Source organism: Gilliamella sp. Lep-s35 (assembly GCF_009795845.1).
In the GTDB taxonomy this organism is placed as follows: Bacteria; Pseudomonadota; Gammaproteobacteria; order Enterobacterales; family Orbaceae; genus Gilliamella.
In genome coordinates this window covers 26,396-52,949 of the sequence record NZ_WTEX01000015.1, presented here as the reverse complement: position 1 = coordinate 52,949, position 26,554 = coordinate 26,396, and the positions used below count along the sequence as shown (strand labels likewise).

General features: G+C 36.3%; 23 protein-coding genes. All 23 read right to left on the bottom strand.

All coding sequences use genetic code 11. The annotated features are described in order from the left end of the window. Positions 1–7: 7 nt before the first annotated feature. Entirely contained in the window at positions 8–3,487 is a 3,480-nt protein-coding gene (gene dnaE / locus GQ590_RS08040) for a DNA polymerase III subunit alpha (RefSeq protein ID WP_160408033.1), read from the bottom strand. A gap of 196 nt (positions 3,488–3,683) precedes the next feature. After that, entirely contained in the window at positions 3,684–4,928 is a 1,245-nt protein-coding gene (fabF, locus tag GQ590_RS08035) for a beta-ketoacyl-ACP synthase II (RefSeq protein WP_160408035.1), read from the bottom strand. A gap of 163 nt (positions 4,929–5,091) precedes the next feature. Continuing rightward, positions 5,092–5,325, bottom strand: a complete 234-nt coding sequence (gene acpP, locus GQ590_RS08030) for an acyl carrier protein (RefSeq protein ID WP_160408037.1) — start codon at positions 5,323–5,325, stop codon at positions 5,092–5,094. A 150-nt stretch (positions 5,326–5,475) separates the two neighbouring features. Next, positions 5,476–6,210, bottom strand: coding sequence for a 3-oxoacyl-ACP reductase FabG (fabG, locus tag GQ590_RS08025; protein ID WP_160408039.1), 735 nt, complete (start codon positions 6,208–6,210; stop codon positions 5,476–5,478). Between the two features lie 16 nt (positions 6,211–6,226). Next, positions 6,227–7,162 carry an ACP S-malonyltransferase gene (gene fabD, locus GQ590_RS08020; protein ID WP_160408041.1) on the bottom strand — a complete coding sequence of 312 codons (936 nt, stop codon included), beginning with the start codon at positions 7,160–7,162 and terminating at the stop codon, positions 6,227–6,229. Between the two features lie 35 nt (positions 7,163–7,197). After that, the gene (locus GQ590_RS08015; RefSeq protein ID WP_160408043.1) at positions 7,198–8,151 is read right to left on the bottom strand and encodes a beta-ketoacyl-ACP synthase III; all 954 of its coding nucleotides are present in this window, start codon (positions 8,149–8,151) and stop codon (positions 7,198–7,200) included. A gap of 4 nt (positions 8,152–8,155) precedes the next feature. Then, complete coding sequence (gene plsX, locus GQ590_RS08010; RefSeq protein ID WP_160408044.1) at positions 8,156–9,202, bottom strand: phosphate acyltransferase PlsX; 1,047 nt, start codon at positions 9,200–9,202, stop codon at positions 8,156–8,158. A 33-nt stretch (positions 9,203–9,235) separates the two neighbouring features. Beyond that, positions 9,236–9,403 (bottom strand): 50S ribosomal protein L32, encoded by a 168-nt coding sequence (rpmF, locus tag GQ590_RS08005; protein WP_025316508.1) that lies wholly within the window; start codon positions 9,401–9,403, stop codon positions 9,236–9,238. 3 nt (positions 9,404–9,406) lie between these two features. Continuing rightward, positions 9,407–9,916 carry a 23S rRNA accumulation protein YceD gene (gene yceD, locus GQ590_RS08000; RefSeq protein WP_160408046.1) on the bottom strand — a complete coding sequence of 170 codons (510 nt, stop codon included), beginning with the start codon at positions 9,914–9,916 and terminating at the stop codon, positions 9,407–9,409. Positions 9,917–10,137: 221 nt separating this feature from the next. Continuing rightward, a complete protein-coding gene (locus GQ590_RS07995) occupies positions 10,138–12,057 on the bottom strand; it encodes a transcription antiterminator (RefSeq protein WP_160408048.1) in 1,920 nt (639 codons plus the stop codon). Between the two features lie 3 nt (positions 12,058–12,060). Next, positions 12,061–12,801 (bottom strand): KDGP aldolase family protein, encoded by a 741-nt coding sequence (locus GQ590_RS07990; RefSeq protein ID WP_160408050.1) that lies wholly within the window; start codon positions 12,799–12,801, stop codon positions 12,061–12,063. Then, positions 12,801–13,940, bottom strand: a complete 1,140-nt coding sequence (locus GQ590_RS07985; protein ID WP_160408051.1) for a DgaE family pyridoxal phosphate-dependent ammonia lyase — start codon at positions 13,938–13,940, stop codon at positions 12,801–12,803. The genes GQ590_RS07990 and GQ590_RS07985 overlap by 1 nt, the downstream gene beginning before the upstream one ends. After that, a complete protein-coding gene (locus GQ590_RS07980) occupies positions 13,918–15,072 on the bottom strand; it encodes an amidohydrolase/deacetylase family metallohydrolase (RefSeq protein WP_160408053.1) in 1,155 nt (384 codons plus the stop codon). Before GQ590_RS07980 ends, GQ590_RS07985 begins: the two co-directional genes overlap by 23 nt. A gap of 50 nt (positions 15,073–15,122) precedes the next feature. Continuing rightward, a complete protein-coding gene (locus GQ590_RS07975) occupies positions 15,123–15,776 on the bottom strand; it encodes a DUF4310 family protein (protein WP_160408055.1) in 654 nt (217 codons plus the stop codon). Between the two features lie 15 nt (positions 15,777–15,791). Then, positions 15,792–16,544 carry a DUF4311 domain-containing protein gene (locus GQ590_RS07970; protein ID WP_160408057.1) on the bottom strand — a complete coding sequence of 251 codons (753 nt, stop codon included), beginning with the start codon at positions 16,542–16,544 and terminating at the stop codon, positions 15,792–15,794. Positions 16,545–16,564: 20 nt separating this feature from the next. Then, positions 16,565–16,861, bottom strand: a complete 297-nt coding sequence (locus GQ590_RS07965) for a DUF4312 family protein (RefSeq protein WP_160408060.1) — start codon at positions 16,859–16,861, stop codon at positions 16,565–16,567. A gap of 17 nt (positions 16,862–16,878) precedes the next feature. Next, on the bottom strand, positions 16,879–17,244 hold the full coding sequence (locus GQ590_RS07960; protein ID WP_160408062.1) for an SFCGS family glycine-rich protein: 366 nt from the start codon (positions 17,242–17,244) through the stop codon (positions 16,879–16,881). Between the two features lie 47 nt (positions 17,245–17,291). Then, positions 17,292–17,621, bottom strand: a complete 330-nt coding sequence (locus tag GQ590_RS07955; protein WP_202112935.1) for a hypothetical protein — start codon at positions 17,619–17,621, stop codon at positions 17,292–17,294. A gap of 385 nt (positions 17,622–18,006) precedes the next feature. Further along, complete coding sequence (locus GQ590_RS07950; protein ID WP_160408064.1) at positions 18,007–18,918, bottom strand: YgcG family protein; 912 nt, start codon at positions 18,916–18,918, stop codon at positions 18,007–18,009. 106 nt (positions 18,919–19,024) lie between these two features. Further along, on the bottom strand, positions 19,025–19,894 hold the full coding sequence (locus GQ590_RS07945) for a YgcG family protein (protein ID WP_160408066.1): 870 nt from the start codon (positions 19,892–19,894) through the stop codon (positions 19,025–19,027). A 106-nt stretch (positions 19,895–20,000) separates the two neighbouring features. Then, positions 20,001–20,891 (bottom strand): YgcG family protein, encoded by an 891-nt coding sequence (locus GQ590_RS12285; protein ID WP_202112934.1) that lies wholly within the window; start codon positions 20,889–20,891, stop codon positions 20,001–20,003. Between the two features lie 41 nt (positions 20,892–20,932). After that, complete coding sequence (locus tag GQ590_RS07940; RefSeq protein ID WP_160408068.1) at positions 20,933–21,529, bottom strand: LemA family protein; 597 nt, start codon at positions 21,527–21,529, stop codon at positions 20,933–20,935. Between the two features lie 793 nt (positions 21,530–22,322). Continuing rightward, the gene (gene rpoC, locus GQ590_RS07935) at positions 22,323–26,540 is read right to left on the bottom strand and encodes a DNA-directed RNA polymerase subunit beta' (protein WP_160408070.1); all 4,218 of its coding nucleotides are present in this window, start codon (positions 26,538–26,540) and stop codon (positions 22,323–22,325) included. Between the last annotated feature and the right edge of the window lie 14 nt (positions 26,541–26,554).

Sequence of the window (26,554 nt, the reverse complement as noted above, 5' to 3'; positions counted from 1 at the left end):
GCTTTATTTATTCAAACTCAAATTCGACGCGGTCAATACCAAGTAGAGTTTTTAATTCAACAATCAAAGAATCTTCTGGGATAACTCGCCACCTTGTGCCAAATTGTATTCTAACAACCGAATCATCCCGGTGATAATATAAATTAACTGACACACTTCCATTCATGTAAGGTTCAAATAACTGTTGTAATCGCTGTAATATTGTTTGATTTGTTTCATTCTCAGTTAAAGTAATGGATAATCCTTTTACATATTTAGCACGAGCATCTTTCAAATCAACAAGATCTCGCACAGACATTTTAAATCCGCCATTAAAATCATCATTGCTAACTTGACCTGAAGCAATAAGGATTCTATCTTTTACTAATAAATGCCCAAATTTATCTAAGGAATCGGAAAACAACATGCCATCAATACGACCAGAGCGATCATCTAAAGTAAATAAACCAATTTTATTACCTTTTTTAGTAACTCTTATTCTTGCATCGACAACAATACCTGCAAAGGTTGCTAATTTACCCCACCCGGTAGGAGATGCTTCACTTATTCGTAGCCCACCTGTATAACGATTTAATTCTTTTAAATATTGGGTTACAGGATGCCCTGTCAAATAAAGCCCTAAAGCTTCACGTTCACCATCAAGTAAAACCTGCTCAGGTAACTCAGGAACCGCGGCATAAGCGTGTTCAACTTGTTCGGGCTCTTCAGCCAAGACACCAAACATATCTTCTTGACCAATATTTTGTGCTCTAGCATATTGATCAGCAGCTTGCATGGCATCATTAATGCTATGTAAAATAGCTGCTCTATGAGGACCTAATTTATCAAATGCCCCTGCCATAGTAAGTTTTTCAAGTACACGGCGGTTGATCTTTTTCATATCTGTTCGAGCACAAAGTTCGAAAATATTCTTAAAATAACCACCACTATTACGAGCTTCGACAATCGCCTCAATAGGCCCTTCTCCGACACCTTTTATAGCACCAATGCCGTAAACAATTTCACCTTTATCATTTACATGAAAGTGATAAAGGCCACTATTAATATCAGGAGGATTAACTTTTAACCCCATCCTTAAACATTCATCAACTAAACCAACAATTTTATCAGTATTATCCATATCGGCGGTCATAACAGCTGCCATAAATTCAGCTGGAAAGTGAGTCTTTAACCATAACGTTTGATAGGAAACAAGCGCATAAGCTGCTGAATGGGATTTATTAAAACCATAACCGGCAAATTTTTCAACTAAATCAAATATTCGCATTGAAAGCTCGCCATCAATGCCCTGCTTTTCTGCCCCCTCTTTAAAAACAGAACGCTGTTTTGCCATCTCTTCGGGTTTTTTCTTTCCCATAGCTCGACGTAATAAATCAGCTCCGCCTAGTGTATAACCCGATAGGGTTTGTGCAATTTGCATAACCTGTTCTTGGTATAAAATAATACCGTAAGTGGGTTCTAAAATAGGTTTTAATGATTCATGCTGATATTTAATATCAGGGTAAGAAACTTCTTCGCGGCCATGTTTTCTGTCAATAAAGTTATCAACCATACCTGATTGTAACGGTCCTGGGCGAAATAACGCCACTAAAGCAATCATATCCTCAAAACAGTCAGGTTTTAAACGCCTTATTAAATCTTTCATCCCCCGAGATTCAAGTTGGAATACTGCTGTAGTTTCAGCTTTTAATAATAATTCGAAGGAGCTTTCATCATCTAAGGGGATTCGAGTTATATCAACTTTTTCCTTACCTTCTTGTAGTCGGCGTTCATTAATCATTTTGATTGCCCAATCAATAATGGTTAATGTTCTTAACCCTAAAAAGTCAAACTTCACAAGTCCTGCATATTCAACATCATTTTTATCAAATTGAGTAACAGGATGATGACCTTCTGGATCACAATAAATTGGCGAAAAGTCTGTAATCTTAGTTGGAGAAATTACAACCCCTCCAGCATGCTTACCAGCATTTCGAGTTACGCCTTCTAATTGCCGAGCAATATCAATTAATGATTTAACTTCTTCATTATTATCATATAAATTTTGAAGTTGAGGTTCAACTTCAAAAGCTTTAGCTAAAGTCATTCCAGGATCTAATGGTATTAATTTCGCAATACGATCAACAAACCCATAAGGATGCCCAAGGACTCTACCAACATCGCGAATTACCGCTTTGGCAGCCATAGTTCCGAAAGTAATAATTTGAGATACAGCATCTCTTCCATACATATCGGCAACATGTTCGATAACCAGATCGCGTTTCTCCATACAAAAATCGACGTCAAAATCGGGCATTGAAACACGTTCAGGATTTAAAAAACGTTCAAAAAGTAGATCAAATGCTAATGGATCTAAATCGGTAATTTTTAATGCATATGCAACGAGAGAACCAGCCCCTGAACCACGCCCTGGTCCGACAGGAATATCATTATCTTTTGACCATTGAATAAACTCCATTACAATTAGAAAGTAACCTGGAAAGCCCATTTGATTAATAACAGTTAATTCCGTTTCTAAACGCTCATCATATTCTGGCCTTTTTCGTTTTCTAATTTCAGGATCTGGAAATAAAAACTCTAACCTTTCTTCTAACCCTTGACGCGACTTATAAACTAAAAAGTCTTCAGTAGTCATATCGCCTGTCGGAAATTTAGGTAAAAAATATTCACCTAGCCGAATAGACACATTACATCGTTTTGCTATTTCAACACTATTTTCAAGCGCCTCAGGAATATCAGAAAATAGCTCACACATTTCCTGTTCAGAACGTAAATATTGATCTGCCGAGTAATTTTTGGGTCGTGAAGGGTCATCAAGAGTATTCCCATCATGAATCGCAACTCGAATCTCGTGAGCTTCAAAATCAGAAGACTTTAAAAACCGAACGTCATTAGTTGCAACAACAGGTAATAAATATTGTTCAGCAAGCTTTATAGCACCATGAATGAACAACTCTTCATTAGCACGTTTAGTGCGTACTAATTCAAAATAAAAATGCCCATTAAAATTTTCAAGGTAAAAATTAATAGCATGATCAATAATAGTTTGGTTATTGCGAACAATACCTATACCAATATCGCTTTCTCGCCCAGCTAATACAATTAATCCTTCTTGATGCTCAATTAACCACTCATTATCAACTATAGGCAAATCTCCAATGTATCCTCGCTGATAGGCTTTCGAAATCAATAAAGTAAGATTTTGATATCCCTGATTATTAGCAGCTAACAGAGTTAGACGATAAATATCATCAGGCAATTGAGAACTTCTAATAGCGAGATCGGCTCCAATGATAGGCTTGATACCTTTTGACATTGCTGAACTGTAAAACTTAACTAGCCCACAAAGATTAGTAAAATCGGTGATTGCAAAAGCTGGCATCTGTAACTTGCTCACTTCATTTACTAATGTGCCAACTTTAGCAATTCCATCAACCATTGAGAAATCACTATGCAAATGAAGATGAATAAATTTAGGTTCCGCCATAATTACCAGAAATGATTATGCTTAAAAATTTATACGGGATTATAACATAGACAGTAGAAATATCTTTATCTCTTTAATGGTAAAATTTAATTGAATAAAAAAAACAAAAGGTAGGATCTATTGCTATTTTGATAAATGAACATGCCTATATCAAAGATATTCCGCCGATAAGATATTATCGACGGATAACGAAAAATTAGATTTTCTTAAATAACACCGAACCATTAGTTCCACCGAAACCAAATGAGTTACACAGTGCATATTCTAAACCCTTAACTTGGCGGGCAGTATGCGGTACATAATCAAGATCACAGCCCTCATCAGGATTATCAAGATTAATTGTCGGCGGAACAGCTTGATCACGTAATGCAAGAACAGTGAATATTGACTCAACTGCACCAGCAGCCCCAAGTAAGTGACCAATCATAGATTTAGTTGAACTCACCATTACTTTATTAGCATTTTCTTTGAAAATACTCTTCACAGCTTGAGTTTCAGCTTTATCACCAGCCGGTGTTGATGTGCCATGAGCATTAATATAACCTACTTGTTCAGGCGTAATTCCTGCATCACGAATTGCACATTTCATCGCTAATGCAGCACCACTACCATTTTCAGGTGGAGAAGTCATATGATAAGCATCACCACTCATACCAAAACCGACAATTTCAGCATAAATTTTTGCACCACGTTTTTTGGCATGCTCATACTCTTCTAAAAACATGATTCCTGCACCATCACCAAGAACAAAACCATCACGATCTTTATCCCATGGTCGACTTGCTGCTTTAGGATTATCATTGTTAGTAGATAAAGCACGCGCTGCACCAAAACCGCCAATACCTAGTGGAGTACTTGCTTTTTCACCACCACCGGCTAGCATTGCATCGGCATCACCATAAGCAATCATACGTGCTGCGTGACCAATATTATGCACACCAGAAGAACATGCTGTTGCAATAGTAATACTTGGTCCTTTTAATCCATAAATAATAGATAAGTGACCAGCAATCATATTAACAATAGTTGATGGCACAAAAAACGGACTAATTTTACGCGGTCCACCATTAACTAATGCACTATGGTTTTCTTCTATTAACCCAAGTCCACCGATACCAGAACCTATAGCACAACCAATTCGTTCTGCATTTTCTTCGGTAATCTCAATACCAGCATCTTGCATTGCTTGCATACCCGCAGCAATACCATATTGGATAAAGTAATCCATTTTCCGCGCATCTTTGCGTGAAATATTATAATCTTCGCTATTAAAGTTTTTAACCATTGCTGCGAAGCGCGTTGCGAAAGGGGCTGTATCAAAGTGTTCTATGAGTTCAACACCACTTTGCCCAGCAAGTAAAGCCTGCCAAGTGGATTCAACTGTATTACCTACAGGAGATATCATGCCCATTCCAGTAACAACAACTCTGCGTTTAGACACATTGTCCTCCAGGAAAGGATTGGAATGAAATTTGAATCAATGAAATGCTAATTTCGAGTTTTATCATAATTCGTGCTTAAACTAATTTTTATTTAAAAACTAAAAACACAAATATAAACTAGGCGATCATCTGACCGCCTATCATAAAAAAACCCTGCTAACCTTATTGATTTGCAGTAACATAATCTATTGCTGATTGAACAGTTGTAATTTTTTCAGCTTCTTCATCAGGAATTTCAGTATCAAATTCTTCTTCTAAAGCCATAACTAATTCAACTGTATCAAGAGAGTCAGCGCCAAGATCTTCAATGAAAGAAGATTCATTTTTAACTTCTTCTTCTTTTACGCCAAGTCGCTCAACAATAATTTTCTTAACTCGCTCTTCAATAGTGCTCATACTCTTTTTTTTCCTATAAAAATCGCCGAAAGTGGCGGTGAATGTAAGTTTATAAAATGTTGAAAAAGATGCCAATCACTTTTCAACCCAACTGCTTATTTTTTACTCAAAACATCAAAATATTGGCTCATTTTACACTATTCTAGCCAATTACACCATATACATACCACCATTGACATGTAAAGTTTCGCCTGTAATGTAAGATGCCTCATCTGAAACCAAAAATGCTACAGCATTAGCAATTTCTGCAGGTTCACCTAAACGACCAACAGGAACTTGGGATAGAGTCAGGGCTTTTTGCTCATCAGTTAGTGCATCAGTCATATCGGTTGCAATAAAACCTGGCGCAACAACATTAACCGTAATGCCTCTTGATGCAACTTCACGTGCTAATGATTTACTAAATCCAATTAATCCAGCTTTAGCCGCTGCATAATTAGCTTGACCAGCATTTCCCATTGTACCAACTACTGAACCAATAGTCACAATTCTGCCATAACGTTTTTTCATCATTGTGCGTATTAATGCTTTAGATAAACGGAACACAGACGTTAAATTGGTATCTAAAATATCTTGCCATTCATCTTCTTTCATTCTCATTAATAAATTATCGCGGGTAATACCTGCATTATTGACAAGAATATCAATATCACCAAATTTTGTTTTTATTGCATTAATCACAGATTCGATTGATGTTTCATCTGTCACATTTAAGGCTAAACCTTTACCATTTGAGCCTAAATATTGGCTAATAGCCTCAGCGCCTTTTTCTGTGGTTGCTGTACCGATAACAGTTGCACCACAAGCAACGAGCTTTTCTGCAATAGCTTTACCAATACCACGACTTGCACCAGTAACTAAAGCAATTTTTCCTGATAGATTCATAACTACCTCTTTATTTTTACTTTGTATTTTCTAATGCCGCTTCTAATGATACTTTATCATTAACCGCAATACCAGAAAGTGTATCAACAATACGTTTAGTTAAGCCAGTTAATACTTTACCTGGGCCCATTTCAACTAAAAGTGTTATATCTTGTTTTTCCATATATTCTACAGTTTCAGTCCAACGCACAGGACTATAAAGTTGAGCAATTAATGCTGCTTTAATTTTTTCTGCAGATGTTTCAACGTTTACATCAACATTATTGATAACCGCAAACTTTGGTTCACTAAATTCAATATTATTTAGTGTATTGGCTAATTTATCTGCAGCAGGTTTCATTAATGCACAATGAGAAGGTACACTAACCGCAAGAGGTAATGCTCGCTTTGCGCCAACCTCTTTACATAATACACCAGCACGTTCAACTGCTTCTTTATCGCCCGCAATCACAACTTGCCCTGGTGAATTAAAATTTACAGGCGCAACAACTTGACCTTGAGCGGCTTGCTCACAGGCATTGCGAATAGAATCGTTATCAAGGCCAATGATAGCATACATAGCTCCAGTACCGCTTGGTACTGCTTCTTGCATTAATTTACCTCGTAACTCAACCAATTTAATGGCATCTTTAAAATCAATCACACCGGCACAAACCAATGCAGAATACTCACCTAAACTATGCCCCGCCATAAAATCGGGTTGAGCACCATTAACACTTTGCCATACTTTAAATATTGCAACAGATGAAGCAAGTAGCGCTGGCTGTGTTTGCCACGTTTTATTTAGTTCTTCTACTGGACCTTGTTGTACTAAATCCCACAAATTGTAACCAAGCACTTCAGAGGCTTCATCAAATGTTGATTTCACAATAGGAAAATCATCGGCAAGCTCTTTTAACATACCGACAGCTTGTGAGCCTTGTCCTGGAAATACCATTGCAAATTTGGTCATTATTAAATCCTTGATCATAAAAATTAAAGCATAAATTAAAATCTAACTAGCGCAGATCCCCAAACAAACCCACCACCAAAAGCCTCTAATAAAATTAGATGACCTCGTTGAATTCGCCCATCTCGCACACCTGCATCTAAGGCACACGGAACAGAAGCTGCTGAAGTGTTACCCTGTTTATCTAATGTAACAATTACTTTGCTCATATCCATATCTAGACGCCTTGCCGTTGCAGAAATAATTCTTAAATTAGCTTGGTGCGGTACTAGCCAATCTAAATCCGCTTTGTTGAACGCATTTTCAGTTAAAAGTTCATCAACCAAATTTGAAAGTTCTTTAACTGCAATCTTAAATACTTCATTACCATGCATGGTCATATAAACAGGATCATGCATATCACGACGATCAACATATGGATATTTTAATAACTCACCATAACGACCATCAGCATGAAGATGTGAAGCGATAATACCCGGCTCTTCTGATGCACCAACGACAACAGCTCCAGCGCCATCACCAAAAATAATGATGGTTCCCCTGTCATTTGGATCGACACCACGAGTTAACATATCAGAACCAACAACCAAAGCATATTTAATCGCACCGCTTTTAACATATTTATCAGCAATATCTAGTGCGTAAACAAATCCCGAACAAGCGGCGGCCACATCAAAAGCAACAACATCACCAATACCCAATTTGGCTTGTAATTCTGTTGCGCTGCTTGGAAATGCATTGACTGAAGTGGCTGTTGCAACAATAATCATACCAATATCATTCTTATCGACATTTGCCATCTCAATGGCATTAATTGCTGCTTGATAAGCCATGCTAGTTACAGTCTCATCAGGAGATGCAATGCGTCTTTCTTTAATGCCTGTACGCGTTGTGATCCATTCATCGCTGGTATCAACCATTTTTTCAAGATCGGCATTAGTTCTTATCTGTTTTGGAAGATAACTCCCTGTTCCTAATATCTTTGTATACATCTAATTATTCGCTCTTGGGTAGTGCGGAAGAAAGGCGCTTTGCAATCTTCTCAGGTATATTCGTTTGTATCGCTAAAATAGCTTGTTCAATTGCTGCAAAAAATGATTTTTGATTGGCACTACCGTGACTTTTAATCACAATACTTTTGAGTCCAAGCAAACAAGCTCCATTATATCTTCCGGGGTCTAAATAACCAAAATTTTTTGACACTTTTCTTTGTAACCATTTGCTCAATAGTTTCATTAATAATGAATTGTGACCAAAGGATGACTTAAATGAAGACATAAAAATTTTAACTAATCCTTCTACTGTTTTTAACGTCACATTACCAACAAAACCATCACAGACTAATACATCCGTTTTACCAGTTAGAAGCTCATTACCTTCTAAATAGCCAATATAATTAATTTGATCATTCGATTTTAAAATAGACGCAGCCGCACGTATTTTATCCAACCCTTTAATATCTTCTTCACCAATATTAAGTAATGCAACCCGAGGATGTTCAATTTTAAGCACGGTCTTAGCTAAAATTTGCCCCATTATGGCAAATTGCACAAGCATATCACTATCACATTGGGCATTCGCTCCTAAATCCAACACAACTGTATTTTGATTATTTAAGGCTGGAATAGTGGCAACTAAAGCAGGACGATCAATGCCTGTTAAAGAGTGTAAAAGTAATTTAGAAAGTCCCATCAGTGCACCGGTATTACCAGCACTCACACAAGCTTGAACACTGTTATCTTTAACTAGTTCAAGTGCTATTCTCATTGATGATCCTTGACTATGACGAATTGCGTAAGAAGGCTTCATATCATTAGTAATAACGGTCGTTGATTCGATCAAAATTAAACGCCCATTTTCTTTATACTGAGAAATAAGCTTTGTATTTTCTTTTGACAAAAAAAGACCAATTTCTGTTGGATCACCCACCAGAAAAATAGAAAGATTTGGATAACAATTTAGTGCTTGTATTGCAGCAGGAACAACAACGCGAGGACCTAAGTCCCCGCTCATAGCATCTAACGCAATGGTTAGACTATCCAAAATGTCACCTAATAATTTCTAATTTTAGAGTAATTATTTAGAAATTACTTTACGACCACGATAATAACCATCAGCGGTTACGTGATGACGTAAATGTGTTTTACCTGATTCATCAACTGAAATATTAGCAACGGTCAATGCATCATGAGAACGACGCATACCACGTTTTGCACGAGTTTTACGATTCTGTTGAACAGCCATGGATTACCCCTTATTCTTTAAACTAACTAAAATTGCAAATGGATTTGGTTTTTCATTTTCAAGTGGAATATCACCAAATACCATATCAGCCTCTGACACTTCGCAGTGTTTACTATCATGTACCGGCGCAATTGGTAATGAGAGAATAATTTCGTCCTCAAGTAACGCTAATATATCTACTTCACCAAACTCGTTCATAAGAACAGGTTCATAATGTTCCGGTAGTGTCTCTGCTTGAGCATCGCTCTTAACAGGACTAAATTTATTCATCACATGAACTTCTGTGATAAAAGGTTTAAAACAACGTTGGCATATCTGCTCTAACGTGATTTTTGCATCAATTGCAATAACACAAAGCCTTTGCTCATCATAATAAAAAGATAAGCTACACTCAATATCACTTTTTGGACGTTCAACCCTTGTCGCACTTTGCATTGGATAATATCCAACATAATCAAGCTTTTTTTGTGCTGCTTTAATTGGGTCAATTGTTAATGGCAATTTATTTTGCATTGAATATGCATTCTACCTTAAAGTTATTCTTATGTCTCTTGAAAAGAACACAATATATAAGGCGCGCATATTACCTTTAAATAAGATTTTCGTCAATGCTAGATCATAATATAATTTGATTTAAATGTTGGGCATTACTTTAATACTTTTTAAATTTATGTAATTTTTTTATTGTAAAACAGTTCCATCTAAACCGTACATTTTTATGATCTATAGGCACATTATGATAGTCGCCCAAAGCTATCTTTAACAATGGCCCTAAAGTTATCAAAATTTTTACTATTTAACAAACGTTTAGTTGCTCTTTCTTTAACGAAATTAACAAATAAATTATAGATTTTCATTGCATCTTCATATTCATCTTTGCTAATTGCTAACAAAAAAATAACATGTGCAATTTCATTTTTATTCCATGAAATACCTTGCGGTACCAAAATCGTTGTTACCACTGTTTTTTTTGCTAATAGACCTACAGTATGGGGAATAGCGATATTTTCACCTAATAATGTTGAAACAATTGCTTCGCGCTCAATCACCGAAGGATAAAAATTTTCATCGACATAACCTGATTGCTCAAGTCGTTGGCAAACTTTTTTTAAAAGCTCCTTTTGTGTAACAGGTTTATCGATAATCAGAAAAAACTTTTCATCAAAAAAACGCTCAATAATATATGGCATAGTCCGATCGACCATTGCAAGCCTTCCTAACTGTTCAAGTTGATAAAGTGTAGGAAATGGTGCAATTTTAACTATTTGTTTATTTTTTTCTGTTAAGCGAACGGTTGATACAACAAAATCTTCTTCAATATCTAAAAGTTGCTCATATTCTCTATAAGAAAGAACACGGTTAATCTGAATATGAGGAAAGTCTCGCTTAATTTTTGACTCAATCATTCTTAGCGTAGAATTACCCAGTTCACTAACTAATAAAATTTGAGCATACCTTTCATGACCTGCGTTATAATTGCGCTCTAATGCCACGCCAATGTGAATTGCTAAATAGCTAATTTCATCTTCTGTCATTTTAAAATCAGTATACTTTTCTGTATTATTAAGTGCAGACAACGTAATATCGTACGCAAATGGATAATATTGTTTAATTTGATGCAATAAAGGATTCGTTGTTCTAATTTGATATTTAATCCTTGATAACATTGAAGAAATATGGATTAGCATATCCTGGTATAATTTTTTATCATCCCATAAATTATAGTGATAAGAATCATTTATATAAGACAAAATATGATTAACCAGTGCCAAACTTTTTGCTTGATTAGGCGAATCGATAATTGTTCGGGAAGCAATTTGCACGCATAAATAGTTAAATTCGGCATCAGAAAGTACACTGCCTAAAAAATAAGAAAACCCTTCAGAAATTTCACGAGCAGCACTAATAACAGTCGTATTTATTTTATCGACTTGATATTCAACGAGTTCATATCCTTGAGTAATTCTAGTTATACAAACCGCACAACTATAAAGTAAATACCCTTGCCCTTCGGCATTTAGCTTTAATTCAAAACGTTCAAATTGGTTTTGTAAAATATTTTCAAGATAATTTAGATCGATATCATTCAAAATGGTTTGTCTAAGCCTATCTACCGTTATAGTATCTTCGATCATATGGCCTCGCCACAAAATATCAGTTAAACATGCTCGAATAGATGATTCTTCACCCACCAATCGCATCCCATAATAAGGTCGATTTTCAATAGATAAATTATATTTATCTAAATATTGCTTAACCTCAATAACATCATTTTGTAAAGTACTACGACTTAAAAACCATTCTCCAGCAATATCATCTAATTTAACAGAGTTTGATTGAGTTAAAAAAGCAATCAATAAAGCAGAAACTCGCTCTTTACTTGTTCTTGGAACCTGCTCTATTGGTTGCGTAATTGGTAATGTCGCATAACAATTAGGATCAGATACCACAAGCTGATAACCGATATTTTTGGTATATTCAACTTGAGCACCATAAGTGCGTAAAATATCATTAAGTGCTGAAATATCAGTTCGAATTGTTCGTGTAGACACAGAAAAACGATTTGCTAACTCTTGCTGAGGTAGTGTCTCATTTTTTATCGTATCAAATAGATAAACTAATCGCTGATAAGAGAAAAGCACTTTAGATAACATTTCTTATCCTACTAATTTTTTTGTAATTGATAGCAACTGTTTTACATCACTGATTCGAGTTTCGCCAGTCACTTTATCAATGATAGAACTATAGATATGAGGAATGATCTTTTTCACTCCCGAGTCTAAAGCAATTTTTAAGATCGACTCATAGTTATCTAAATCGATACCACCAGTAGGCTCTAGATAAAAATCATTTTCTGCACAACACTTAGCCACATATTCAAATTCATCTTGATGCTTTAAGCCCCCCATAGGAAAATATTTTATTGAGCTTCCGCCCATGTCTTTCAATAAAGCAATTGCCGTTTCAACCGGTACACTCGTGGCTAGAGATTTAGAGCTTAGCGGTCCTGTTGCAATATTAACTAAACCAACTTTACCTGTTGGTGAAACTAATCCGTTAACGACTGTTTCGTTTTGCCCTAACAAGGCTCTACTTGTTGCCACACCAGTAAACACTTGATTAACATGTTGTGGTTGAAGTACAGCAGAAATTTCAGAAACCATTATCGACTGATTCGGATCACCTGCACCAAGCCCAACTGAAATTGCATTATCGATCGCTAAAGCATATTTTTTCATATCGGCAATAGCTGAGGCATTATCTAGATAATTTTTAGACAAAACACCGACAACAACATGTGTTTTTGCCGCTTCATAAATAGCTTTAGCATTATCAATAGAATTAGCCAATACATTTAAACAAACACGATCATTATAATAATTGGGAGTCAGTTGCATTATTTTGCTCCTTGAATAATATTTTTAATTTTGCAGTAAACAATATCGAGTTGTGCTGATGTAACACTACGAACATCGGCATCAACTTTACCTTCATTGGCTTTATATTCTCTGAAGTACACTGCTATTTCGCCTTGTTTCATCAGCTCAATCATTTCAATTGCCGTTTTACCTATCACGGTAGCATCAAATGCTATTTCTGTTCGTGCAATATCACGACCAGCACCATCCCAAACGACTTTGGCTGATATTCCATCAAGTACATTTAAATTTTCAATAAATGGTGTCATTTTAGTTACCATTTGTTGTCCTGTTTCATGCATTGGTTTGGTAACATAAAGTTCAATGGCTTTAGTTAACCCTAAAATACCTTCTTTACCAACTTTCATTGGTCGACCAATACCTTGAGACTGGAGTTTTACCCATTCGACTGCTTGTTGACGACCAATAACTAAACCGCTTGTTGGTCCTTCAATCGCTTTTGCCCCGCTATAAATAACCAAATCGGCGCCTTGTTGATAATATGTTTGCAAATCTTCTTCAGCTGCAGCATCGACAATTAATGGAATTTTGTGTTTTTGGGCAATACAAACAGCTTGCGCAATTGATAACATACTTTTTTGCACACAATGATGAGACTTAACATATAAAATAGCCGCTGTGTCTGGATTAATTAAAGATTCGATATGTTCTGGTTTACATTCATTAGCATAACCAGCTTCAACCACAATACCACCGCCTAATGAAACCATCGTACTAATCGGAGCACCAAAATTAACGTTATGACCTTTAGGGATAATAATTTCTCGAGGAACATATTTATCTGACGAATGTAAATTAAATAGCAGATCATAGTCATCCTTAACAATTATTCCTGCAATGGCTTGAGCAATGCCCGCTGAAGCACATGATACAACAACCGCATTTTCCACATTGAGTAATTTAGCGATATATTGTCCCGTTTTATCGACTAAGTCTTTAATTTCAAAATACTCATTTAAACCATGAACTACAGTCTGTGCCACTTCCGGTCTTGGTGTTGATACACCTAAAATAGTCATACGACCTGAAGCATTAATCACTTTTTTTAAGTGATATTTACTATATATATCTTTTTCAGTTTGAGATTCTAAGCCCATTTTTACTACCTTCTTCCGTTATTTCAATACGCACAGTATGTTCTGTACTTGCAGTTACAACACATGCCAAAGGAACAAACTGTTCATGACTTTGACGAACTTCACCTTCTGAATCTGATAACGAAACTATTTCTTGTTTGATATCAAAAATAGTGAGATCAGCATCATAACCTATGGATAATTCTCCTTTATTTTTAAGACGCAAAATTTGTGCCGCATTTTTTGTAACACTATCAATAATTCTTTTCCTGCTATAGCCTAAACAAATAAACTTAGTCATAACATTAGCTAAACTAAATACTGGTCCTTGAATACGATTCTTAAAATAGATATCAGAACTAATTGTATTTGGGTAAATATCAAGGCATTTAGCCCTATCAGCGACAGCAAAACTAAAACTTTCACCACCATGACCAATATCTAAAATTACACCGCGCCTAATAGCTCGTTTAATTGAATCGCGAAGATTATTTTGTTTATCAAAAATTTGATTCGGCTTACCATTAAAACAGTGAGTAATAATATCTCCTTTTGTTAATAAATCCGCAATATCATCAAGTTCTGGAGGATTATTTCCAATATGAATCATTAATGGCAACCCACTTTTCTTTTGCATATCTTTAGCTTTAATCAATGGTAATATGCCATTTTCACCAACAACACTACGACTCATTCTGACTTTAATTCCAATAATAAAATTAGAATATTTGTCCAGCATTGAATCAAACAAAGACACATCAATATCACTCATATCGGCAAGTTCACTTTGTCGTATTAGCCCTATTTTCGAAATATTTAAAAAAGAATAAACGTGAGTATGAGCTTGTTGCGCTAATTGATAAAATTCATCAACATCAAGCGCTCCCACACTACCGGCATCAACAACTGAAGTAACACCAGACTTAACGCCGATAAAATCAGGTTCATCGTAATAAATAGGTGAATGAGCAAAACAATGGGTATGAGAATCAATCCACCCAGCACTAACGTAATATTTAGCCTGCAGATCTAAAACATGTTGTGATTGTTCTGTAATGTTGTTACTAATCTCAACAATCTTGCCTAAATGAACGGCAATATCAACGATCGATTCGTCAATTAATTTGGCTTTTTTTATCACTAAATCATACATAATTAAATCCAAACCCACTTAATCTAGGCAATAACAAAGGAGTATTAAAATTACACAATTGGGAAGATTCCACCAAAAATCATAGCGCCTAAAATAGCACCACCAGTGATCGGTTTTTTCCATACATAAAAGATGAGCGCACCAAGTAATGAACCAATACCAATTGGAATAGAAGCAACCATCGCCGATAAAATAATCATTGGACCTAAAAATCTTCCTGATGCATTACCGGCTCCCATCATAACATCAGCACCAAATGTTGATCCGCCGCCACTATTTAGCGTAAATTTACGAATAAGAATAATAATAAGCCCAATCAATCCCCCTAAAACAAGACCTGTTGCCAATGCAGCAACAAAGTTTTCGACAGGTAACGTGTAACCTCCCGCTAAAAGCAGTGCAGGAACACCTAAACCAATACCAGTTTGTAAGGCGCCACCAATATCTAATATCCCAACTAACGACCCTTCAATGACACGTGCAAACAAAAAGCTAGCACCAAAAGCGGCCACTGCACCATAATCACCAGTTGTCATTCCTGATTTAAGCATGGCGACAAAAGCGATTTCATTAAATGCACCAATACCATAAACATAAAAAGTATGCGTTCCTGCAAAAATCCCAGCAGACAATAATCCACAAATAATAGGGAATGACCAATCGGCATACCAAAAACTTTTATTAATCGTTGTTCCTGTATTCATAACTTTTTCCCTATACTATTTAAACCAATAAGATAGACCATCTCTAAAAGAGTTAATCATCTTCATATCAAAGCCACGGAAATAACCACTCATAACAAATAGGATAATGATGGCAACTAACATAATCTTCATCACACGATTCCAACCACTATCATCCACACCTTTGCCTATCAAAATACCTAATACAAGTCCAGGTACAGCATTGCCCATAATTAACTGTGCAAGCCCACCAAATAGTGTTCCCCAAAAACCACTTCTTCGCCCTGCGTCTAACGCTGCTAACCAAAAAATTACAGGCATGACAGTTGCTACAAGCAAATTAGCAGCTGGTACGAGTACTTTAGTTGCTGTAATTTTCAACGAATCAGGGATTGCCGAAGTTGTGGTGTTCAAAAATAGCACAACAATCGCGCCAATAATTGTGCACACAAATGCCATTTTTTTCGGGTCATGTAATGTTTCGATAATATTACGGTTTTTTACCATCAACAAAGCTGCTCCCCAGTTTGGAATAATGCGATGATCAACATCTTGAGTAAAAGATCCAGCCGCAACCGATGACGCCCAAGCATTAAAGAAAAATCCAAGGCCAAAAGAAAAATGCGCAGCAGGATCCCCTTCACAAGAATTAAGTTCACCTAAAGTGCGAAATGCCCCCATCCCTTGATAAGTTGGTGCATGAAACATGCGAGCAGCACCAACACCGACTCCAAAACCACAAAGCCCACCAATAACAATAGACTTCAATGCAATAATTAAAATTTCCATAACTTTCCTTTTCCGTTATGTTATTTAGCGCTAAATTCAATTTCATTTAGATCAATAAAACTGATATCAACAGATACGTCGAGCGTAACTTCATAAAGTGTTTTTTTCCTTGGTAAGAAAACAAACAAAAACCGTTCAGTGGTTATCTTTGCTATCGCTGATACAACCTGAATATCAATCGGTTCAATACGTAACATAATATTATGTGTATTTTTAAGCACCTCTTTTTGAACCTGGCTTAACGCTGTAGCAAATGCTCTTTGCTTAGAATCACCATGACCTTTTACTTTTACGACCATCTGTTGATTTTTTTTCATTCTGATCTTCCATCTTATCAACGTGGATATTTTCTCAAAAACGCTTTGGCAACACGTTCCCCAAGCTCTTGTGTATCCATAAAACCAAAACCTAGCACTTTACATCCCTCATTAATTGCCGTTTCACCTTCTTCGATAGAACGCATACCATGACGTTGTGGATAACCATATTTATTTTGTGCTGTAATCGCACCAGCGCCTCCACTACCACAAAAAGAAAGCCCTAAATCGGCATTTTCTTTATTCATCACATCGCCCAATTTCATATCCGCTGCCATACCAGGAATAACAATTGCCCGGCATCCTTCCACAGAATTAATGCCATCTGCGATTTTCTGCCCTTTTCCCATTCTATCGCCAATGACAATAACTACTTCAGTCATAATATTTCTCCTATTTAATTTTCATTTTAGAATATCTCGTATTTGTTTTAATTTGCTTTAGCCACTTCATAATGTACCGCTAATAAATAAGCTTCTTCCATTGGTAAACTATTAAATAAGCTTACTGTTTTCCGTGCTAGATCTAAGGACTCTTCTGACAGCTCCTCAAATAAAGTTGGATCAACTTCTGGTAATTTTTCTAAGGTTTTAGCACGTGTTACCATCGCTTTTACATGTGATAGTAACATTGCTTTTTGCATATCATTTTGGGTAATTTGGTGCTGAACTAACCAACCATTAATAATGTCAATGGTTTGTTCGGTAACACGTTCAGGATCAAGGCTATCTTCGATCATACAAAATTGTATTTCGGTCATAACTAATACAGATCTCTTATTTTGCTAAGGGGGATTAGATGATTTAAGCCTAATGCAAATAAAACTTAATGTGGATAGAGACTTTTTCCTGCAGTAACAGGAAATTTGTTATAAGATGAGCTAAATACAGTAATAGTCAGATGTTATTATTCTTAAATTGATAATTTACAAATTGAATTTATGTTCAATTTTGTGAGTTAGATCATAAAATAAGTTAAATTTATTTTTCCATTAAAAACGTTCAATCTAAGATAGACAAGAAAAATCCATTTACACTTCTATTAAAACGCCTAAAAATCAATCAAAAAAAATTCAATAAAACCAATGCTCTTTCTGACTGATTTTTAACCATTGATATTTAATGTTTTTGGTGGGATTAATTATATTACCAGCTACCTGAGGCACCACCGCCACCACTGCGGCCTCCACCGCCGCCGCTAAAGCCGCCGCCACTGCTAGAACCACCAAAACCGCCACTTCCTCCGCGACTATTTCCTCCTCTTCCGCCAGCTCCGGGAGTTAAAAAGCCGCTAACCATGGTACTCAAAGTAAATACGACAAACATTATAACATACATCAAAAATGCTATCTCAAATATATATTGCACATGCCAAAGGGTGAATCCAGTAACAGATAATGCGTTAAATAAACCTGTACGTAAACATTGTTTGCTTTTATCTTTACGATACAATAATTTGGCAAGTACAAAACAAATAAGAAATGACACCAGCGCATACTTACTCAACATAGAAGTAAAATCTTCTGAAAATAACAGGTTAAGGTTAAGGCCTTGTTCATTATCTTCACATTTCAGGGCAGGATTATCGATTTTTTGTTTCAGCACAGATAAGGCATTATCAATACCTTGATAATAGTTATTTTGCTGAAACTGTGGTGCCAATTGTTCACGAATAATTTTACTGGCAACTAGGTCGGTAATAGTTCCTTCAAGCCCATAGCCCACTTCAATGCGCATGCGTTTGTCATCTTTAACAATAAGTAATAAAATACCATTGTCTTGTCCTTTTCGACCGATTTTCCATTGAATAAAGACTCTATCTGCGTATTGCTCTACGGTTTCATTATCAAGTTTAGAGAGCATTAAAACAGCTATTTGTGCTCCATCTGATCTTGGTTTTTCAAAGTCAATTAAGCTTGCTTCTAATGCGTTTTTTTGTGATTCAGTTAAGGTTTTGGTCGTGTCAATGACTCGATGGGAAAATTGGGGGATGTCAGTCAGCCCATAACTGAACCAACTGAACATTAACAATAAGCTAACTAGAAAACATCTTTTCATTAGATTTCATACCTATGATTAACAATTGTGAATAAAATTTTGCCTTTTCAATTAACAATAAATAACTATTTATTGTCTGTATTGCATTTAATTTTTGTTAATTAATTTACCAACTGCCGGAAGCGCCACCGCCGCCACTGCGGCCCCCACCACCACCACGAAAACGGTCTGAATTATTATTGGATGAACGATCTCGGTCATTATAATCGTCATTCCATCGGCTAGATTTATTCGTTTTAAAACGTCTATCTTTAGTAAGTAAATAATAAATAAGTACGCTAAAAACACTATTTAACGAATCAGAACCCAAAACCCGTTTAGCAAAACGTTTAGCGGTAAACCATGAAATAGCGATGCTAATAAGCGGTGATAGTATGATCAATAGAAAAAAATATGGAAAAAAATCTTGATTAGTTGGTATTTGCCCAAGATCGGCTTGTTGCTTATTATAGATTTGCGTTTGGGATAACGATTGCAATGATTCGGTTGTTTGGTGAGATGTCGTCAATGCGACAGCTAAAGCAGCTATTGCGTTACTAATCCCATTGTTAAAGTTTCCTTGCTTAAATTGTGGGGCTAATTGTTCGCGAATAATACGACTCGCCACTAAATCGGTAACAATGCCTTCAAGCCCATACCCCACCTCAATGCGCATCCGCTTATCGTCTTTTACAATCAATAATAAGATGCCATTATCCTGCCCTTTTTTTCCAATTCCCCATTGGTTAAACACTCTATTTGCGTAGTGTTCCACGGTTTCGTTGTCAAGTTTTGCTATCATTAAAACAGCTATTTGTGCTCCATCTGATCTTGGTTTTTCAAAGTCAATTAAGCTTGCTTCTAATGCGTTTTTTTGTGATTCAGTTAAGGTTTTGGTCGTGTCAATGACACGATGAGAAAATTGGGGGATGTCAGTCATCCCATAACTGAACCAACTGAACATTAACAATAAGCTAACTAGAAAATATCTTTTCATTAGATTTCATACCTATGATTAACAATTGTGAATAAAATTTTGCCTTTTCAATTAACAATAAATAACTATTTATTGTCTGTATTGCATTTAATTTTTGTTAATTAATTTACCAACTGCCGGAAGCGCCACCGCCGCCACTGCGGCCCCCACCTCCGCCTAGGGAACTTCTGCTAGAATGGCTATATGAGGATCGACTGCTACTGCCACTCCTGCTACTAATTCTTGTTATGCCTTTTTTACTACTGATAGCTATGAATAACAAGTTAGCAAACACATAGTTTATACCCAAAATAAAAACTACATCGGTCATATATAAATAACTAAAACCGTGAACACACCAAATTACAATAAGGATAAACAAACTATTTGATAGTGATGTGATGATAGTGCGTTTAAATACATTTTTTTCGAATTTAACCGTGAAGACTAAACAAACAAAAAAAGAAAATACTTTCCAGCTTTGTTGAATAATCCAGTTAAACATCATATCTAACATGTCACTTAAGCCAATTCTATGATTATTCTGGGTTTGCCGCTCTAGATTAACATCATTACCTATTATGACACCTTTTAATACCGAAATTGCATCAATAATACCCTGATAATAGTCATTTTGCTTAAATTGTGGGGCTAATTGTTCGCGAATAATACGACTCGCCACCAAATCGGTAACAATGCCTTCAAGCCCATACCCCACCTCAATGCGCATCTGTTTATCGTCTTTTACAATCAATAATAAGATGCCATTATCCTGCCCTTTTTTTCCAATTCCCCATTGGTTAAACACTCTATTTGCGTAGTGTTCCACAGTTTCGTTGTCAAGTTTTGTTATCATTAAAACAGCTATTTGTGCTCCATCTGATCTTGTTTTTTCAAAGTCAATTAAGCTTGCTTCTAATGCGTTTTTTTGTGAGTCAGTTAAGGTTTTGGTCGTGTCAATGACTCGATGGGAAAATTGGGGGATGTCAGTCAGCCCATAACTGAACCAACTGATCATAAATAATACACTATATAGAAAATATCTTTTCACGATAATAATTAACCAAAATCTACTGCGGGTGGATTAGACATTTGCTTTTCATCGTCAACCGTAAATTGTTGTTTTGGTTGTTTTCCTAAGCTATCAGCAACCCATTTAGTCGGTAACTTACGGATATAGATATTAAATGTTTGCACTGCTTCGATATATCGCCCGCGCGCAACAGTGATACGATTTTCAGTACCTTCAAGCTGACTCATTAAATCTTGATACAGGGTGTTAGCTTTTAGGTCTGGATAGCTTTCACTGACTGCAATTAAGCGACTTAATGCTGAACTCAATTCTGATTGTGCTTGTTGGAATTTTGAGAATAAAGCTGTGTCGGTTAGCTGATCAGCATTAATCTGAATCGATCCGACTTTTGCTCTAGCTTCAGTTACTTGGGTTAAAACGTTTTTTTCGTGTATGGCATAACCTTTTACGGTATTAACTAAATTAGGAACTAAATCAGTCCGACGTTTATATTGATTGAGTACTTCAGACCACGCTGCAGCCACGTTTTCGTCCTTCGTTTGGATGCCATTATAACTTGTAAAATAGATAAATGCCCCAATAACAACTAACACTACAATGATTAATAACGATTTGATTTTCATCAGTACGCCTCATATTATTGTTTATTTTATGAATATTTCAAAAAAATGATGTCCCAGCCAAGGGATATAAAAACCTTTACACACTTATGCTTTGCTATATTTCATTAAAAAGCCACTAATTTTATTTAAATGCTTTATTTTATACTTGTTTTAAATAAAATCAATCATTTATATATAAAATTCCATTCTTACTATTAGGTTTTAAACGCTTTTCTTATCACCATATCTGTTTTATTATTGCTCACAAAACGTGGTTGGGCTAACTGAATTATAAAATAGCTACATTGAAGAAAAATGCGAGTTGTTTACGTCTCATCATTAAAATAATCTTCAAAAAACCTTAAAAAATCTGTCCAAATTATTTAACTTTTTGTTTTATATATTTTAAATATGCAAATTATGCTACAGAACAATTAAAATTGACTCTCTCTTGTGACTTTTTTAATTTTTAGACGGTATAGAATCCTGAATATTTTTTACAAAAAATATCACCTAAAAAGTGAACAGTTGTGTAATTACTTTATAGGAAAAACAAAACTCACGTAAAATCACACTGTCAGTTTCCGTGTTTTATATTCAATAAAATTGTTATTATATAATGAGTTATGATGATTTGAGTATTATAAATGAATGTTCCAGATAAATGTTTGGTGTCGATAGATAATATTTATTAAGATAGTTTTTTAAGTTAATTAAATAGCTATAAACAAAGTAAATAATCCCTATAGTTTATTAAACATCATATAAAAAAATAGCACGCCATGCGTGCTATTTGTTAATTAAACCTAACAGGCTATTGATTCTCTTCAGCAGAGTTGAGTAACTCAGCTAAGTTAGCTGTTGCTTCTTCTGCTGAAATTGTTGTTTGAATCTCATCAGTTGCTGGCATTGCACGTTTACGTAAACGCTCTTTATGGTAAGCATAACCCGTACCCGCCGGAATTAATCGACCAACAATCACGTTTTCTTTTAGGCCACGTAATTCATCATTTTTACCAGCTACCGCTGCTTCAGTTAAGACGCGAGTTGTTTCTTGGAACGAAGCCGCTGAAATAAACGATTCAGTCGTTAACGAGGCTTTAGTAATACCAAGCAAGTCGTGTAAGTAAACAATTGGCTCTTTACCTTGTGCTTCAAGTTCACGGTTGATAATCTTCAAGCGAGAAACTTCAAGCTGTTCACCTTCAAGTAGACGAGAACCACCAGGATGAATAACTGTTGCTTTGCGTAACATTTGACGAACGATAACTTCAATGTGTTTATCATTGATTTTTACACCTTGTAGACGATAAACTTCTTGAACTTCGTTAACAATATAACGTGTTACCGCATTTACGCCACGTAGACGTAAAATGTCATGTGCCGATTCAGGTCCGTCAGAAATTACATCACCACGACCAACTTGTTCACCTTCAAATACGTTAAGTTGACGCCATTTTGGAATCATCTCTTCATATGGTTCACTGCCATCTAATGGAGTAATAATTAAGCGACGTTTACCTTTGGTCTCTTTACCAAATGAAATAATACCGTCAATTTCAGCCAAGATAGCCGATTCTTTCGGTTTGCGTGCTTCAAATAAGTCAGCAACACGTGGTAAACCACCGGTAATATCTTTGGTACCAACAGATGCTTGTGGAATACGAGCAAGTGTATCACCGATATTGATTTCAGCACCATCTTCTAACTGTACTAATGCTTTACCAGGTAAGAAGTATTGTGCAAGCATTTCTGTACCAGTAAGGAAAATATCGTTCCCTTTAGCATCAATAAGTTTGATTGCAGGACGTAAATCTTTACCTACACCAGTACGTTCAGCCACATCTAAAATCACGATAGATGATAAGCCAGTTAATTCGTCAGTTTGACGCGTGATAGTTTGACCATCAATCATATCAACAAAACGGACAAAACCTTTTGCTTCTGAGATAACTGGCATAGTATGCGGATCCCAGTTAGCAATTGTTTCACCAGCGTCAACAGCTGCGCCATCACCTTTACTTAAAATCGAACCATAAGGAACTTTATAGGTTTCTTTCATTCGACCAAGTTCATCAATAATCGTTAACTCAGCATTACGAGAGGTGATAACCAATTTTTTATCTGGGTTAGTCACAAATTTAGCATTAGTTAATTTAATGCTACCTTTGTTTTTAACTTGAACGCTAGACTCGGCTGCTGCTCGCGATGCCGCACCACCGATATGGAACGTACGCATGGTTAACTGTGTACCTGGCTCACCGATTGATTGAGCCGCAATAACACCAATTGCTTCACCTTTATTAACCAAGTGACCACGAGCAAGATCACGACCATAACATTTCGCACAAACCCCAAAATCAGTATCACACGACACAACCGAACGAACTTTAACACTATCGACTGATTCCGCTTCAAGTAAGTCACATTTACTCTCGTCAAGTAGCGTGTTTCGTGGGATTAAGATATCCGCACTGCCTGGTTTTAATACGTCTTCAGCAGTTACTCGACCTAATACACGCTCACGAAGTGGTTCTTTAACATCACCACCTTCAATAACTGGTGTCATAACAACACCTTCTAAAGTGCCACAGTCATCTTCAATAACCACTAGATCTTGCGCAACATCAACTAGACGTCGGGTTAAGTAACCTGAGTTTGCTGTTTTTAAAGCTGTATCAGCAAGACCTTTACGCGCACCATGAGTAGAAATAAAGTACTGTAGTACGTTTAGTCCTTCACGGAAGTTTGCCGTAATTGGTGTTTCGATAATCGAACCATCGGGTTTTGCCATCAAACCACGCATACCAGCTAACTGACGAATCTGAGCAGCCGAACCTCGAGCACCTGAATCGGCCATCATGTAAATGCTGTTGAAAGAAGATTGTACTTCTTCTTCACCGTCACGGTTGGTAACTTTTTCTGTTGATAAGTTATCCATCATCGCTTTAGCAACACGTTCATTGGCTGCCGCCCAGATATCGATAACTTTGTTATAACGTTCACCAGCTGTCACTAAACCTGATTGGAACTGCTCTTGTATTTCAGCAACTTCAATTTCAGCTTCATTGATGATTTGTATTTTCTTCGCCGGAATTTCCATATCATCAATACCAACCGATACACCTGAACGTGCAGCATATGCAAATCCAGTATACATAATTTGGTCTGCTAGAATTACCGTTTCTTTCATACCTAATTGGCGATAGCAGATATTTAAAATCTTAGAGATCGCTTTTTTACCCAGTGGTTGATTGATAACTGAGAAGTTCATACCTTTAGGCATGATTAACCATAAAATTGCACGACCAACTGTTGTATCAATAAGTGAAGTGGTTTCTTCCCATTCACCAACGCTATTACATTGACTTTCGGTAATACGAACTTTAACTTTAGCATGCAATTCAACTAGACCTAAACGATACAGTTTTTCTGCTTCTTTAGGACCTGTTAATACCATGCCTTCACCTTTCGCATTGACTTTATCACGAGTCATATAGTAAAGACCTAACACCACGTCCTGTGAAGGGACGATGATAGGCTCACCACTCGCAGGTGAAAGAATATTATTAGTCGACATCATCAACGCACGCGCTTCTAATTGAGCTTCTAGCGTTAATGGAACGTGAACCGCCATTTGGTCACCATCGAAGTCGGCGTTAAAGGCCGCACAAACTAATGGGTGCAATTGAATTGCTTTACCTTCAATTAGAATCGGTTCAAATGCTTGAATACCTAATCTATGTAATGTTGGAGCACGGTTTAGTAATACTGGGTGTTCACGAATAACTTCATCTAAGATATCCCAAACAACTGCGTCCTCACGCTCAACCATTTTTTTCGCTGCTTTAATTGTAGTAGCGAAGCCTCGGCGCTCTAATTTGCCATAAATAAATGGTTTGAATAATTCTAATGCCATTTTCTTAGGTAAACCACACTGATGCAAATGCAAGTATGGACCTACGGTAATAACAGAACGACCAGAATAATCAACACGTTTACCTAACAAGTTTTGACGGAAACGACCTTGCTTACCTTTAATCATATCGGCAAGTGATTTTAATGGACGTTTGTTTGAACCAGTAATAGCTCGTCCTCGACGACCATTATCAAGTAATGCATCGACAGATTCTTGTAACATACGTTTTTCATTACGTACAATAATATCTGGTGCTGCTAAGTCTAATAAACGTTTTAGACGGTTATTACGGTTAATCACTCGACGATAAAGATCGTTAAGATCTGACGTTGCAAAACGCCCTCCATCAAGTGGAACTAATGGACGTAAATCTGGTGGCAGAACCGGTAATACATTTAAAATCATCCATTCTGGTTTATTTTCAGACTGAATAAATGCTTCAATAATTTTAATACGTTTAGTTATTTTTTTGCGTTTAGTTTCTGAATTAGTCGTTGCTAATTCATCACGTAAAGCTTCACATTCCGCTTGAACATCAATATTTCTTAGTAGTTCTTGAATAGCTTCTGCGCCCATGCGAGCATCAAATTCATCACCAAATTCTTCTAACGCATCTAAATATTGTTCTTCAGTTAAGATCTGACCACGTTCAAGATTTGTCATTCCCCCATCAAGAACCATAAATGATTCAAAATAAAGAACACGCTCAATATCACGAAGTGGCATATCAAGTAATAAACCAATACGAGATGGTAATGATTTTAAAAACCAAATATGTGCTGTTGGTGATGCAAGTTCAATGTGCCCCATACGTTCACGGCGTACTTTAGCTTGAGTAACTTCAACACCACATTTTTCACAGATCACACCACGGTGTTTTAAACGTTTATATTTCCCACATAAACATTCATAATCTTTTACTGGTCCAAAAATACGTGCACAAAACAATCCATCACGTTCTGGTTTGAAAGTACGGTAGTTGATTGTTTCAGGCTTTTTAACTTCACCAAAAGACCATGAACGAATCATATCAGGAGAGGCAAGACCAATCTTGATAGCATCAAAATCTTCTGTTTTTGTTTGTGCTTTTAGAAACTTTAGTAAGTCTTTCACAATTGACTCCTATG

Excerpts from the sequence above, each read along its gene's own strand:
- GQ590_RS07980 (WP_160408053.1), bottom strand. The coding sequence starts at position 15,072 with ATGTATGATTTAGTGATAAAAAAAGCCAAATTAATTGACGAATCGATC.
- GQ590_RS07985 (WP_160408051.1), bottom strand. The coding sequence starts at position 13,940 with ATGGGCTTAGAATCTCAAACTGAAAAAGATATATATAGTAAATATCAC.
- fabD (WP_160408041.1), bottom strand. The coding sequence starts at position 7,162 with ATGACCAAATTTGCAATGGTATTTCCAGGACAAGGCTCACAAGCTGTC.
- GQ590_RS07950 (WP_160408064.1), bottom strand. The coding sequence starts at position 18,918 with ATGAAAAGATGTTTTCTAGTTAGCTTATTGTTAATGTTCAGTTGGTTC.
- GQ590_RS07965 (WP_160408060.1), bottom strand. The coding sequence starts at position 16,861 with ATGAAAAAAAATCAACAGATGGTCGTAAAAGTAAAAGGTCATGGTGAT.
- GQ590_RS07975 (WP_160408055.1), bottom strand. The coding sequence starts at position 15,776 with ATGAATACAGGAACAACGATTAATAAAAGTTTTTGGTATGCCGATTGG.
- yceD (WP_160408046.1), bottom strand. The coding sequence starts at position 9,916 with ATGCAAAATAAATTGCCATTAACAATTGACCCAATTAAAGCAGCACAA.
- rpmF (WP_025316508.1), bottom strand. The coding sequence starts at position 9,403 with ATGGCTGTTCAACAGAATCGTAAAACTCGTGCAAAACGTGGTATGCGT.
- GQ590_RS07945 (WP_160408066.1), bottom strand. The coding sequence starts at position 19,894 with ATGAAAAGATATTTTCTAGTTAGCTTATTGTTAATGTTCAGTTGGTTC.
- GQ590_RS07990 (WP_160408050.1), bottom strand. The coding sequence starts at position 12,801 with ATGCAACTGACTCCCAATTATTATAATGATCGTGTTTGTTTAAATGTA.
- GQ590_RS07955 (WP_202112935.1), bottom strand. The coding sequence starts at position 17,621 with ATGACCGAAATACAATTTTGTATGATCGAAGATAGCCTTGATCCTGAA.
- GQ590_RS12285 (WP_202112934.1), bottom strand. The coding sequence starts at position 20,891 with ATGATCAGTTGGTTCAGTTATGGGCTGACTGACATCCCCCAATTTTCC.
- dnaE (WP_160408033.1), bottom strand. The coding sequence starts at position 3,487 with ATGGCGGAACCTAAATTTATTCATCTTCATTTGCATAGTGATTTCTCA.
- fabG (WP_160408039.1), bottom strand. The coding sequence starts at position 6,210 with ATGAATCTATCAGGAAAAATTGCTTTAGTTACTGGTGCAAGTCGTGGT.
- GQ590_RS07960 (WP_160408062.1), bottom strand. The coding sequence starts at position 17,244 with ATGACTGAAGTAGTTATTGTCATTGGCGATAGAATGGGAAAAGGGCAG.
- GQ590_RS07995 (WP_160408048.1), bottom strand. The coding sequence starts at position 12,057 with ATGTTATCTAAAGTGCTTTTCTCTTATCAGCGATTAGTTTATCTATTT.
- GQ590_RS07970 (WP_160408057.1), bottom strand. The coding sequence starts at position 16,544 with ATGGAAATTTTAATTATTGCATTGAAGTCTATTGTTATTGGTGGGCTT.
- GQ590_RS07940 (WP_160408068.1), bottom strand. The coding sequence starts at position 21,529 with ATGAAAATCAAATCGTTATTAATCATTGTAGTGTTAGTTGTTATTGGG.
- acpP (WP_160408037.1), bottom strand. The coding sequence starts at position 5,325 with ATGAGCACTATTGAAGAGCGAGTTAAGAAAATTATTGTTGAGCGACTT.
- GQ590_RS08015 (WP_160408043.1), bottom strand. The coding sequence starts at position 8,151 with ATGTATACAAAGATATTAGGAACAGGGAGTTATCTTCCAAAACAGATA.